The organism is Variovorax sp. KBS0712 (assembly GCF_006323185.2).
Classification (GTDB): Bacteria; Pseudomonadota; Gammaproteobacteria; order Burkholderiales; family Burkholderiaceae_C; genus Variovorax; species Variovorax boronicumulans.
Window position 1 is genome coordinate 1 of record NZ_VCCD02000002.1, and the last position, 12,464, is coordinate 12,464.

The window sequence follows — 12,464 nt, forward strand, 5'->3', positions numbered from 1 at the left end:
TGAACAGGCCCTAGTCGGCCTTCTGCGTGGCGCGGCGCAAGGCCGCACGCGCCAGCAGCCGCGTCGAATCCAGCGTCGGCAACGGCGAATTCGCGTCGTTCATGATCAGCGGGATCTCGGTGCAGCCGAGCACGACCGCATCGCAGCCCTCCTCGTCCTTCAGGCGCTGCATCACGCGCTGGAAGGTGGCCACGGCCTCGGGCTTGAAGATGCCGCAGACCAGCTCGTCCATGATGATCCGGCCGATCTCGGCGCGCTCTTCGACGGTGGGGCGCACGTATTCAAGGCCGCGCGCCGAGAGCTTCTCGGGATACACCTCGCTGTCGGTCAGCCAGCGCGTGCCCGTGATGCCGATGCGGCGAAAGCCCCGGCGCACGACCTCGTCGGCCACCACCTCGGCGATGTGCAGCCAGGGCCGTGGCGAACGCGGCGCCACGTGGTCGAAGGCCTGGTGGATGGTGTTGTCGGGGCAGATCAGGAAGTCCGCGCCCGCAGCGGCGAGCTTGTGCGCGGAGCCGAGCATCAACTCGCCCACGCCCGCCAGGTCGCCCGCATCCAGGCAGCGCGTGTACTCCGCGAGCGAGGGCGTGTGCATCGACACCTCGGGGTGCGCATGCGGGCCGAGCAGCGCCGCGCCCTCGATGCAGATGGTCTTGTAGCAAAGGGCCGCGCCTTCGGCGGAGCAGCCGACGATTCCGATGTGCAGGGTCATGGGGCGCATCCTACAAAAGCCGGCGCGGTTTATCCGGCCTGCGGATATGCAAGCGCGCAAATCTTCGTTCGCGGCGCACAGCGTGCGTCCTAGAGTGCCCGACTCCCCTTGCCGTCTCCCGGAGTTGTCGCCATGCCTTCCCTTTCGCGCGCGCCCTCGTGGCTGCGCCGCCTTGCCCCGCTGTCCGGCGGGCTCGCACTGAGCCTGCTGCTGCTGGCACCCGCCCACGCGGACGACCTGCGCATCGGCTTCATGCCGGGCCCCTACCGCGACGCCTTCACCCACGGCATCGAGCCCCAGCTGAAGAAGCTGGGCTACAGCATCAAGTACGTCGAGTTCAGCCAGGGCGTGCAGCCCAACGACGCGGTGGAACGCGGCCAGATCGACGCCAACATCTTCCAGCACTCGCTGTACCTGAACGCCACCAACAAGCAGCAGGGCTTCGACCTCGTGCCCGTGGTGCATGTGCCGACGCCGCCCATGGGCCTGTATTCGCGGCGTCACAAGACGCTCGACGCCGTGCCCGACGGCGCCACCGTCACGCTGCCGGCCGACCCGGTGAATGCGGCGCGCGCGCTCAACATCCTCGCGGCCATCGGCTGGGTCACGCTCAAGCCGGGCGTGAGTCCGCTGAGCGTGTCGGAGCGCGACATCGCGAGCAACCCCAAGCGACTGAAGATCGTGCCGCTGGACGCCGCGCAGGCGCCGCGCTCGCTGGCCGACGCCGACCTCGCGGCCGTGCAGGGCAACTTCGCCGTGGCCTCGGGCCTGAAGCTCACGGAGGCGCTCAAGCTCGAAGACATGACGCTGCCCTACGTCAACGTGGTGGCGGTGAAGCGCAGCAACGAAAACGCGAAGTTCGCGAAGGACATCGCCACCGCCTACCAGTCGCCCGAGTTCCAGAAGTTCTTCAAGGCCAACCCCGTGTGGGCGGGCTACCGGCTGCCGGACTACTTCAACCAATGAGCAACCACAACACCACCGCGCCGCGCCGGCAGCTGCACCTCAACGTCAACATCCTGCATTCGGGCTTCGTGCCTTCGGCCTGGCGCCTGCCCGAGAGCGACCCGTGGGCGTTCGCCGACATCCAGCACTACATCCGCACCGCGCAGATCGCCGAGGCCGCCAAGCTCGATGCCGTGTTCCTGGCCGACAACGCCGCCATCGTCGACCAGATCCATTTCCGCCCGATCACCGCGCTGGAGCCCACCATCCTGCTGGCCTGCGTGGCCGCTGCGACCACGCACATCGGCCTCATCGCCACCGCTTCCACCAGCTACAACGAGCCCTACAACCTCGCGCGCCGCTTCGCCACGCTCGACCACGTGAGCGCCGGCCGTGCCGGCTGGAACATGGTGACCACGGCCGACCTGCCCTCGGCGCGCAACTTCGGCCTGGACACCACGCCCGACCACGCGAAACGCTACGCCCGCGCCTCGGAGTTCGCCGACATCGTCAAGGCGCTGTGGGACAGCTGGGAAGACGACGCCTTCGTCGGCGACAAGGCCGCCGGCCGCTTCATCGACCCCGCCAAGGTGCACGCCCTCGCACACCGCGGCGAGCACTTCGCGGTGCAGGGCCCGCTCAACCTGCCGCGCCCGCCGCAAGGCCACCCGGTGCTGGTGCAGGCCGGCGCCTCGGCGGATGGACGCGAGCTCGCGTCGCGCCATGCCGAAGCCGTGTTCTCCGCCTCGCAATCGTTCGAAGAATCGCAGGCCTACGCACGCGCCCTCAAGACCCGCGCCGCCGAGCTGGGCCGCGGCCCCGACGCGGTGAAGGTGCTGGCCGGCCTCACCACCATCGTCGGCGCCACCGAAGCGCAGGCGCTTCGCCGCCGCGACGCGCTGGTCGATTTGATCCCCTGGGACTACAGCCTCACGCGCCTGGCCGGCACGCTGGGCATCACGCCCGACCGCCTCAAGCTCGACGAGCGCCTGCCCGACGACCTGCCGCTGCCCGGCAATGGCAACGGCAACCACACCTTCTTCAACGCCGTGGTCGCGGCCGGGCGCACGCACGGCTACACGGTGCGCCAGCTGATCCGCGAGCTCGCGGGCGGCGGCGGGCACCGCGTGATCGTCGGCACGCCCGAGCAGATCGCCGACGACATCGAACGCTGGTTCAAGGGCGGCGCGGCTGATGGTTTCAACCTGATGCCCGATGCGCTGCCGCACGGGCTGCAGGACTTCGTGGAGGGCGTGGTGCCGATCCTGCAGAAGCGAGGCATCTTTCGCACGGAATACGAGGGGCGCACGTTGCGCGATCACCTCGGGTTGGCGCGGCCTGCTGGGCGGGCGGCACAACGGCTGGCAGCCTGAGGGTTCCGCTCCCCCACAGCGTGCCCTGTGCCCAGGACACTGGGTGCTTCCCGCAGCGAAATCAAGGAGGAGGCCGCAGGCCGGGGGACATTCGCGGAGGGAAGTACCCGGTGGCCTGGGCACGCGCCCCGAACAGTCGGCTCAGGCTTCCCACCACCCCTCGTCGAACCGCCCCTGCAAGAAGGCCACGAACCCCGACACCTTCCCCGGCACCAACTTCGGTGAGGGAAACACCGCGTGGATCTCCTGCTCCGGCAACGCATGGTCCCCCAGTACGGCGTTCACCTTGCCCGCCGCCAGCGACTCACTCGCCACATAGCGCGGCATCAACGCAATCCCCAACCCGTCGCGCGCCGCAGCCAGCACAGCCGACAGGTTGTTCGACCGGAAGCGCCCCGACACCGGCACCGTCACCGGATCGCCCTTGGGCGTGTGCATGCGCCAGAACTCGTCGCCCACCACGCTGCTGTAGATGAGCGCTACATGTGCGCTCAGGTCCTGCGCGCGTTTGGGCGTGCCGTGCTTCTTCAGGTAGGCCGGCGACGCCACCATGACCCACGGGTTCGCGCCGAGGTAGCGCGCGCCCAGTGACGAATCGGCCAGCTTGCCCATGCGGATCGCCACGTCGATGCCCTGCGCGATGAGGTCGACATAGCGATCCTCGAAGCTCAGGTCCAGCTGCACCTGCGGATGCCGGCGCATGTACTCCAACGCCAGCGGCACCACCACGCGCCGCCCGAAGGCCACCGACGTGCCCACGCGCAAGAGGCCCTGCGCCTGGTTCTGGCGCAGCTGCACGATGCTGTCGGCCTCCTCGGCGTCGCGCACGATGGTCTTGCACTTCTCGTAGTACAGCGCGCCCGGTTCCGTGAGGCTCACGCCGCGCGTGTTGCGGTTGAGCAGCCGCACCTTCAGGCGCGCCTCCGTGGCCGCGACCTGCTTGGTCACGGTAGGTTGCGTGGTGTTGAACTCGCGCGCCGCTTTCGAGAAGCTCCCCGTCTCGACGACCCGCACGAACATTTCCATAGCCAGTAGACGGTCCATGGCCGGATGGTAGTCACTTATTCCGCCATGGAATAGGTTTTATGGCCCCCAGCCGTCTTCTTGGAATGCGCCCCGCTTCCTACAGTGAGGCCACCTCAAGGAGACTTTCAAATGGCAAAGATGACAGCGGTCCAGGCCGCAGTTCTGGTGATGGAAAAAGAAGGCGTGACGCAGGCCTTCGGCGTGCCGGGCGCAGCAATCAACCCGTTGTACTCGGCCCTGCGCCAGCGCGGCAGCATCTCGCACATCCTCGCGCGCCACGTCGAGGGCGCCTCGCACATGGCCGAGGGCTACACCCGCGCCGTGGCCGGCAACATCGGCGTGTGCATCGGCACCTCGGGCCCGGCGGGCACCGACATGATCACGGGCCTGTACTCGGCCTGGGCCGATTCCATTCCCATTCTCTGCATCACCGGCCAGGCACCGCGCGCCCGCCTGTACAAGGAAGACTTCCAGGCGGTCGACATCGAGTCGATCTCCAAGCCCGTCACCAAGTGGTCGGTCACCGTGCGCGAACCCGGCCAGGTGCCGCAGGTGTTCCAGCAGGCCTTCCACCTCATGCGCTCGGGCCGCCCGGGCCCCGTCCTCATCGACCTGCCCTTCGACGTGCAGATGGCGCAGATCGAATTCGACATCGACGCCTACGAGCCCCTGAAGCCCTACAAGCCGGCCGCCACGCGCGCCCAGATCGAGAAGGCCATCGGCATGATGCAGGCGGCCGAGCGCCCGCTGATCGTGGCCGGCGGCGGCATCATCAACGCCGACGCCTCCGAGCTGCTCGTGCGCTTTGCCGAAGCCACCGGCGTGCCGGTGATCCCCACGCTCATGGGCTGGGGCGCCATTCCCGACGACCACCCGCTCATGGCCGGCATGTGCGGCCTGCAGACCAGCCACCGCTACGGCAACGCCACCGTGCTCGCTTCGGACTTCGTGCTGGGCATCGGCAACCGCTGGGCCAACCGCCACACCGGCTCGGTCGACGTCTACACCAAGGGCCGCACCTTCGTGCACGTGGACATCGAGCCCACGCAGATCGGCCGCGTGTTCACGCCCGACTTCGGCATCGTCTCCGACGCCAAGGCCGCGCTCGAACTCTTCGTCAAAGTGGCCGAGGAAATGAAGGCCGCAGGCAAGCTCACCGACCGTGGCGCCTGGGCCGGCGAATGCCGAGAGCGCAAGAAGACCTTGCTGCGCAAGACCAACTTCGACACCGTGCCGATGAAGCCGCAGCGCGTGTACCAGTGCATGAACAACCACCTGGAACGCGACACCTGCTACGTGAGCACCATCGGCCTGTCGCAGATCGCGGCCGCGCAGTTCCTGCACGTGTACAACCCGCGCCACTGGATCAACTGCGGCCAGGCCGGCCCGCTGGGCTGGACCATTCCCGCCGCGCTGGGCGTGCGCGCCGCCGACCCGACGCGCAAGATCGTCGCGCTCTCGGGCGACTACGACTTCCAGTTCATGATCGAAGAGCTGGCCGTGGGCGCGCAGTTCAAGCTGCCCTACCTGCACATCGTGGTCAACAACTCCTACCTCGGCCTGATCCGCCAGTCGCAGCGCGGCTTCGAGATGGACTACTGCGTGCAGCTGGCCTTCGACAACATCAACGCACCGGCCGACGCCGGCATCGAAGGCAGCTACGGCGTCGATCACCTCAAGGTGGTCGAGGGCCTGGGCTGCAAGGCGATCCGCGTGCACAAGCAGGAAGAGATGGCGCCCGCCATCGCCCGCGCCGAAGCGCTCATGGCCGAGTTCCAGGTGCCGGTCGTCATCGAGGTGATGCTGGAGCGCGTGACCAACATCGCGATGGGCACCGAGATCGACGCCATCAACGAATTCGAACCGCTGGCCGAAAGCACGGCCGACGCACCCACCGCCCTCGCCGTGGCGATGCTGGATTGATCGAGGAGACGAAAGACATGCCCAAGTTCGCAGCCAATCTCACGATGCTCTTCACCGAGCTGCCGTTCATGCAGCGCTTCGAGGCGGCCGCCAAGGCCGGCTTCAAGGCGGTGGAGTACCTCTTCCCCTACCCCTTCGACAAGAAGGAACTCGCGGCCGCCCTGCGCGCCAACGACCTGCAGCAGGTGCTGCACAACCTGCCGGCCGGCGACTGGGACAAGGGCGAGCGCGGCATCGCCTGCCACCCGGACCGCACCGGCGAGTTCCGCGAAGGCATCGCGCTGGCCATCGACTACGCCACGGCGCTGGGCTGCCCGCAGCTCAACTGCCTGGTCGGCAAGGTGCCGGCGGGCGTGAGCGCCGACGCCGCGCACAAGACCGTGGTCGAGAACCTGCGCCTGGCAGCGCGCGAGCTCGAAGCCGCGGGCCTGCGCCTGCTGATCGAGCCGATCAACACTTTCGACATCCCCGGCTTCTTCCTCACGCGCACCGACCAGGCACTGGCGCTGATCGACGAGGTGGGCTCGGACAACCTGCGCGTGCAGTACGACATCTACCACGCACAGCGCATGGAAGGCGAGCTGGGCAACACGCTCACCAAGCAGCTGGCGCGCATCGGCCACATCCAGCTGGCCGACAACCCGGGCCGCGGCGAGCCGGGCACGGGCGAGATCAACTACCCGTGGCTGTTCCAGCACATCGATGCGCTGGGCTACGACGGCTGGATCGGCTGCGAATACAAGCCCCGCGCCACCACGGTGGAAGGCCTGGGCTGGCGCGAAGCCCTCACGAAGAAGCAATGAACGTTCACGAAGGAAACAGAGACATGACCACTGCAGCAGCACAAAAAATCGGATTCATCGGCCTGGGCATCATGGGCGCCCCCATGGCGGGCCACCTGCTCGACGCAGGCCACGAGCTCTTCGTGAACACGCACGGCAACACGCCGGAGCCCTTCGTCTCCAAGGCCACCATCTGCGGCTCGGCCGCCGAAGTGGCGCGCAAGGCCGACATCGTTTTCATCATGGTGCCCGACACGCCGGACGTGGAGAAGGTGCTGTTCGGCGCACCCGGCGCGGAAGGCGTGGCCGACGGCCTGAAGGGTTCGCAGGGCAAGATCGTGGTGGACTGCAGCTCCATCGACCCGATCGCCACCAAGGAATTCGCGCGCCGCATCGTGGCGCTGGGCGCCGGCTACATCGACGCGCCGGTCTCGGGCGGCGAAGTGGGCGCCAAGGCCGCGAGCCTGACGATCATGTGCGGCGGCGACGAAGGCACCTTCGGCCGCGTGAAGCCGCTGCTGGACAAGATGGGCAAGAACGTGACGCTGGTGGGCGGCGCGGGCGATGGCCAGGTCTGCAAGGTGGCCAACCAGATCATCGTGGCGCTGAACATCGCCGCCGTGAGCGAAGCCCTGGTGTTCGCCTCGAAGGCCGGCGCCGACCCAGCCAAGGTGCGCCAGGCGCTGATGGGCGGCTTCGCCAGCTCGCGCATTCTGGAAGTGCACGGCGAACGCATGATCAAGCGCACCTTCGCGCCGGGCTTCCGCATTTCGCTGCACCAGAAGGACCTGAACCTGGCGATGCAAAGCGCCCGTTCGCTGGGCGTGGCGCTGCCGCAGACCGCGAACGCAGCGCAGCTGATGAACGCCTGCGCGGCGATGGGCTACGGCCAGCTGGACCACTCGGCGCTGGTGAAGGCTTTGGAAGCCCTCGCCCAGCACACGGTCACTCCAGACTGAACCTAGCTCTTTGCAGCTTCCAGCGATTCCTTCAGATTGCGTCGGCGCCATGCCCAGGTCTTCACGGCCTGCGGCAGGATGCCCAGGCACGACGCGTAGTACGTCACCTTGAAGCCCCAGAAGCGCGGCCCGATGGGCGTGTTGCGGAACAGGTCGCCGGCCAGGATGGACAACAGCGCCTCCTGCATGCGCCAGATGTTGCGCGGCGCCATGAACAGGCGGCGGATGGCGGGCGAGGTGATGCGGTAGATGAACCACGAGAACATCTTCGGCCCGTGCTTCATCACCTTCTCGTAATGGCGGAAGGCCTTCTCGGCCTCCTTCGCCTCGCCCTTGAGCCAGTGGTCGGCGCAGGTCGCGGCCTCGAAGCCGCTGTTCATCGCCAGGTACACGCCCGAGGAGAACATCGGATCGACAAAGGCGTAGGCGTCGCCCACCATCATGAAGCGGTCGCCGCGGCAGAACTTGGAGTCGTAGGCGTAGTTGCCGGTGGTGGTGGCGCCTTCCATGAGCGTGGCGTTCTTCAGCCGCGCGGCCAGCTTGGGCGCCAGCGCGATGGTCTGCATCAGGAAGTCCTCGAGCGAGGCGCCCTGGCGCCGCTTGAAATAGGCCGGCGAGGCCACGGCGCCCACGCTCACGGTGCCGTCCTTCAGCGGGATGTACCAGAACCAGCCGTGGTCGAACCAGAAGAGCGAGATGTTGCCCTCGAAGCGGCCCGGCCGGCGCTCGGCGTTGGCGAAGTGGCCGTACAGCGCCGCGCTCGCATGCTTGCGGTTGCGCTGCTTGGCGTCGAACTGGTTCGACAGCAGCGTGTCGCGCCCGCTGGCGTCGATCACGAAGCGCGGGCGCCATTCGGTCTCGGTGCCGTCGTCGGCCTTGACCTTCACCAGCGCCCGGTTGTCGGGCGTGCCCTTGCCCGCGTCCATGTCGACGCCGGTGACGCGCCGGCCCTCGAAGGTGCGCGCACCGCGCTTGCCGGCGTGGCGAAACAGCAGCTCGTCGAATTCCGAACGGCGCACGTGCACCGCATAGGGAAAACTCTTGTCCATCGCCTGGCCGAAGTCGAAGTGGCTGCTGTGGTCGTGCCAGGGCGAGACGAACTCGGCGCCGTGCTTGCGCAGGCCGATGGCCTCGACCTCGGTGCGCACGCCGAGCCGGTCGAACAGCGGCATGTTCATCGGCAGCAAGGATTCGCCGATGTGAAAGCGCGGGTGCTGCGCCTTCTCGAGCAGCACCACGTCGTGGCCCTTGTCTGCGAGCAAGGCAGCCACCGTGGAGCCCGAAGGGCCTCCGCCGATGACCACGACATCCGGCTCGGTGCCGGTGAAAGGTCCGGGTGTCATTCGATGTCCCTCCGTGTTGTTCTGTGGTTGTGGACGTTGGTTCGCCGCACCGCCCGTGCGGCACGGATTTGCCCCCCGGAAACGGGGGTGTTGAAGTTTAGCGAGTCGGCAGACCCTCTCGATCAGGCGGAAGATAGAGGGTCTCGTCGTTCCCCCCGAGAGAAGAGGCCGCGCTTTTGCGGTAGCCTCATTGCCCGCCAGAACCTAGGAGACTTTTCAAATGGCTGCATCCCTGTCCCCCGCTGAAGAAGCACTTCGAGAAGCAGCGCGCGAATACCACCGCTCGCCCGTCAAGGGCAAGATCTCGATCACCCCCACCAAGCCCCTGCTGAACCAGCGCGACCTGTCGCTGGCTTACTCGCCGGGCGTGGCCTACCCCTGCCTCGACATTGCGGAAGATCCCGCGCTCGCGGCCGAATACACCGCCCGCGGCAACCTCGTGGGCGTCATCACCAACGGCACCGCCGTGCTGGGCCTGGGCAACATCGGCCCGCTGGCGTCCAAGCCCGTGATGGAAGGCAAAGGCTGCCTGTTCAAGAAATTCGCCGGCATCGACGTGTTCGACATCGAGCTGGCCGAGAACGACCCCGACAAGCTGGTCGACATCATCGCGGCGCTGGAGCCCACGCTGGGCGGCATCAACCTCGAGGACATCAAGGCGCCCGAGTGCTTCTACATCGAGAAGAAGCTGCGCGAGCGCATGAACATCCCCGTGTTCCACGACGACCAGCACGGCACGGCCATCATCTCGGCCGCAGCATTGCTCAACGGCCTGGAACTGGTCGGCAAGAAGATCGAAGACGTCAAGATCGCCGTCTCGGGCGCGGGCGCCGCCGCCATCGCCTGTCTGGACGTGATGGTCGGCCTGGGCGCCAAGCCCGCCAACATCTACGCCTGCGACTCCAAGGGCCTGATCTACATGGGCCGCGCAGGCGGCTTCGACGAATCGAAGGCCCGCTACGCCCAGAAGGACACCGGTGCGCGCACCCTGGCCGACGTGGTGAAGGACGCCGACGTGTTCCTGGGCTGCTCGGCCCCCGGCGTCATGAGCGCCGAGATGGTCAAGACCATGGGCACGCAGCCGATCATCCTGGCGCTGGCCAACCCCGAGCCCGAGATCCGCCCCGAGCTGGCCAAGGCCGTGCGCCCCGACTGCATCATCGCCACGGGCCGTTCGGACTACCCGAACCAGGTCAACAACGTGCTGTGCTTCCCGTACATCTTCCGCGGCGCACTCGACTGCGGCGCGAGCAAGATCACGGAAGAAATGAAGCTGGCCTGCGTGCGCGAGATTGCCGACCTCACCAAGGCCGACATCAGCGAAGAAGTGGCCACCGCCTACGCCGGCCAGGAGCTGGCCTTCGGCCCCGACTACATCATTCCGAAGCCCTTCGACTCGCGCCTGATCTTGCGCATCGCGCCGGCCGTGGCCAAGGCGGCGGCCGCCTCGGGCGTGGCCTCGCGCCCGATCGAGGACATGGAGGCCTACCGCCAGCACCTGACGCGCTTCGTCTACCAGACGGGCATGTTCATGCGCCCGGTGTTCAGCGCCGCCAAGATCTCCACCACCAAGCGCGTGGCCTACGCCGAGGGCGAGGACGAGCGCGTGCTGCGCGCCGCGCAGTGGGCGGTCGACGAAGGCCTGGCCCAACCCATCCTGGTGGGCCGCCCCGCCGTGATCGAGGCACGCATCCAGAAGGCCGGCCTGCACATCCGCCCCGGCACCGACTTCGAGATCGTGAACCCCGAGGACGATCCGCGCTTTCGCACCTACTGGGAGAGCTTCCACAAGCTCATGGGCCGCCGCGGCGTCACGCCCGAGGCCGCCAAGACCATGGTGCGCCGCTCCAACACCACCATCGCCGCGCTGATGCTGCACCTGGGCGATGCCGACGCGATGATCTGCGGCCTGGTCGGGCGCTTCGACGTGCACCTGGAGCACATCCGCAACCTGATCGGCCTGAAGCGCGGCGCGCCCGGCTTCGCCACGCTGAACGCGCTCACGCTCGAGAAGCGCACGGTGTTCATCACCGACACCAACGTGAACGAAGACCCGAGCGCCGAACTGCTGGCCAGCATCGCCGTGATGGCCGCCGAAGAGGTCCGCCGCTTCGGCCTGCCGCCGAAAGTGGCCTTCCTGTCGCACTCGAACTACGGCACCTCCAGCCGCGGCTCGGCGCGCAAGATGCGCCTGGCGCGTGACCTGTTCTCGCAGATGGCGCCCGACATCGAGTGCGACGGCGAGATGCACGGCGACGCCGCGCTGTCCGACGAGATCCGCCGCACCGCCCTGCCCGAGACCACGCTCACGGGCGAGGCCAACCTGCTGGTGTGCCCGAACCTCGACTCGGCCCACATCCTCTACAACGTGCTGAAGATGACCGGCGCGAACGGCATCACGGTGGGCCCGATCCTGCTGGGCGCCGCGAGCTCGGCCCACGTGCTGACGCCCTCGGCGACGGTGCGCCGCATCATCAACATGACGGCGCTGGCCGTGGCGAAGGTGAAGGCGCAGGACTGACGTCGACGTTTCTTCCATGAAACACAACGCCCCGTCGCGGTCTCCGCGGCGGGGCGTTTTTCATGGATGGCCGTGTTCAGGCGTGGACAGGCGACACGACGGGAACGTCCGCCGGATCGAACACGTTCCAGGCCAGCAGCTCCCTGTCTTCGGGCGGCGGCTCGCAGCCGCCGACGCGGCTGGGCTTCCAATCGAAACGCTGTTTCGTATCGGCCAGCGCCTCGGCGCGCTTGAAGGCGGCCAGCGCCGAATCGATGACGGGCACGCCCAGCGCGTCCTGCAGCTGGCGGTAGAAGCCGAACTCGAGCGTGCAGCCCAGGATGAGCGCCTCGGCGCCGTCCTCGTCGATGGCGCGGCGGCCCTGCGCGATCATGCGGCGCACGGTTTCGTCGCGGTCGCGCTGGAAGTCTTCCACGCCGAGTTCCAGCGCGCGGAACGAGGCGATCAGGTGCGCATGGCCGTACTCGCGCACGCGCGCCTCGATGCGCGGCACCCACTTGCGCCGCCCGACGATCACCGACACCTTCTGCGCCAGGTTGGACGCGACCTCGAACGAGGCCTGGCAAGGCGCGACCACCACCGTCTGACCGGAGATCTCGCGTGCCTCGACCAGCACCGGGTCGTAGAAGCAGCCGACCACCACGGCGTCGAAGCCCTGCTGCGCGGTGTCGCGCACGGCGCGCACGATGTCGGCGCCCAGCAGCGCCTCGTAGCTCTGGTACTCGACATGGTGCTGCACCGACGCGTTGCGCAGCGACACCACCTCGACCTCGGTGCCGGGGTTCTTCACCTCGGCGAACTCCTGCGCGAAGCGCGCGTTGTAGGTGTCGTTGCCGACGGCCCGGATCCAGCGGATGCGCAGTGCCATGTGGTTTCTCCG

10 protein-coding genes are annotated in these 12,464 nt (G+C 67.7%); 6 read left to right on the plus strand and 4 right to left on the minus strand.

The features are described 5' to 3' along the window. Positions 1–10: 10 nt before the first annotated feature. Positions 11–712 carry an aspartate/glutamate racemase family protein gene (locus FFI97_RS16875; protein ID WP_139702039.1) on the minus strand — a complete coding sequence of 234 codons (702 nt, stop codon included), beginning with the start codon at positions 710–712 and terminating at the stop codon, positions 11–13. Between the two features lie 132 nt (positions 713–844). On the opposite strand from FFI97_RS16875, the gene FFI97_RS16880 reads away from it, so the two are divergent. Both FFI97_RS16880 and FFI97_RS16885 read left to right on the plus strand, forming a co-directional pair. Beyond that, positions 845–1,678, plus strand: a complete 834-nt coding sequence (locus FFI97_RS16880; RefSeq protein ID WP_139702038.1) for a MetQ/NlpA family ABC transporter substrate-binding protein — start codon at positions 845–847, stop codon at positions 1,676–1,678. Then, entirely contained in the window at positions 1,675–3,030 is a 1,356-nt protein-coding gene (locus FFI97_RS16885) for an LLM class flavin-dependent oxidoreductase (RefSeq protein WP_139702037.1), read from the plus strand. Before FFI97_RS16880 ends, FFI97_RS16885 begins: the two co-directional genes overlap by 4 nt. Positions 3,031–3,171: 141 nt before the next feature. Here the strand turns inward: FFI97_RS16885 and FFI97_RS16890 are convergent, their stop codons facing one another. Further along, entirely contained in the window at positions 3,172–4,074 is a 903-nt protein-coding gene (locus FFI97_RS16890; protein ID WP_062473378.1) for a LysR family transcriptional regulator, read from the minus strand. A gap of 111 nt (positions 4,075–4,185) precedes the next feature. On the opposite strand from FFI97_RS16890, the gene gcl reads away from it, so the two are divergent. From gcl to FFI97_RS16905, 3 genes are read left to right on the plus strand one after another with little or no spacing between them, the layout of a single operon-like run. Next, entirely contained in the window at positions 4,186–5,979 is a 1,794-nt protein-coding gene (gene gcl / locus FFI97_RS16895) for a glyoxylate carboligase (protein ID WP_139702036.1), read from the plus strand. Between the two features lie 17 nt (positions 5,980–5,996). Beyond that, a complete protein-coding gene (hyi, locus tag FFI97_RS16900) occupies positions 5,997–6,782 on the plus strand; it encodes a hydroxypyruvate isomerase (protein ID WP_139702035.1) in 786 nt (261 codons plus the stop codon). Positions 6,783–6,805: 23 nt separating this feature from the next. Beyond that, positions 6,806–7,720, plus strand: a complete 915-nt coding sequence (locus FFI97_RS16905; RefSeq protein ID WP_139702034.1) for a 2-hydroxy-3-oxopropionate reductase — start codon at positions 6,806–6,808, stop codon at positions 7,718–7,720. A 2-nt stretch (positions 7,721–7,722) separates the two neighbouring features. Here FFI97_RS16905 and FFI97_RS16910 read toward each other — a convergent pair whose 3' ends face one another. Further along, positions 7,723–9,063 (minus strand): NAD(P)/FAD-dependent oxidoreductase, encoded by a 1,341-nt coding sequence (locus tag FFI97_RS16910; protein WP_070062393.1) that lies wholly within the window; start codon positions 9,061–9,063, stop codon positions 7,723–7,725. Between the two features lie 220 nt (positions 9,064–9,283). On the opposite strand from FFI97_RS16910, the gene FFI97_RS16915 reads away from it, so the two are divergent. Continuing rightward, positions 9,284–11,584, plus strand: coding sequence for an NADP-dependent malic enzyme (locus tag FFI97_RS16915; protein ID WP_139702033.1), 2,301 nt, complete (start codon positions 9,284–9,286; stop codon positions 11,582–11,584). 76 nt (positions 11,585–11,660) lie between these two features. Here the strand turns inward: FFI97_RS16915 and FFI97_RS16920 are convergent, their stop codons facing one another. Next, a complete protein-coding gene (locus FFI97_RS16920) occupies positions 11,661–12,452 on the minus strand; it encodes an aspartate/glutamate racemase family protein (protein WP_139702032.1) in 792 nt (263 codons plus the stop codon). Positions 12,453–12,464: the final 12 nt, after the last annotated feature.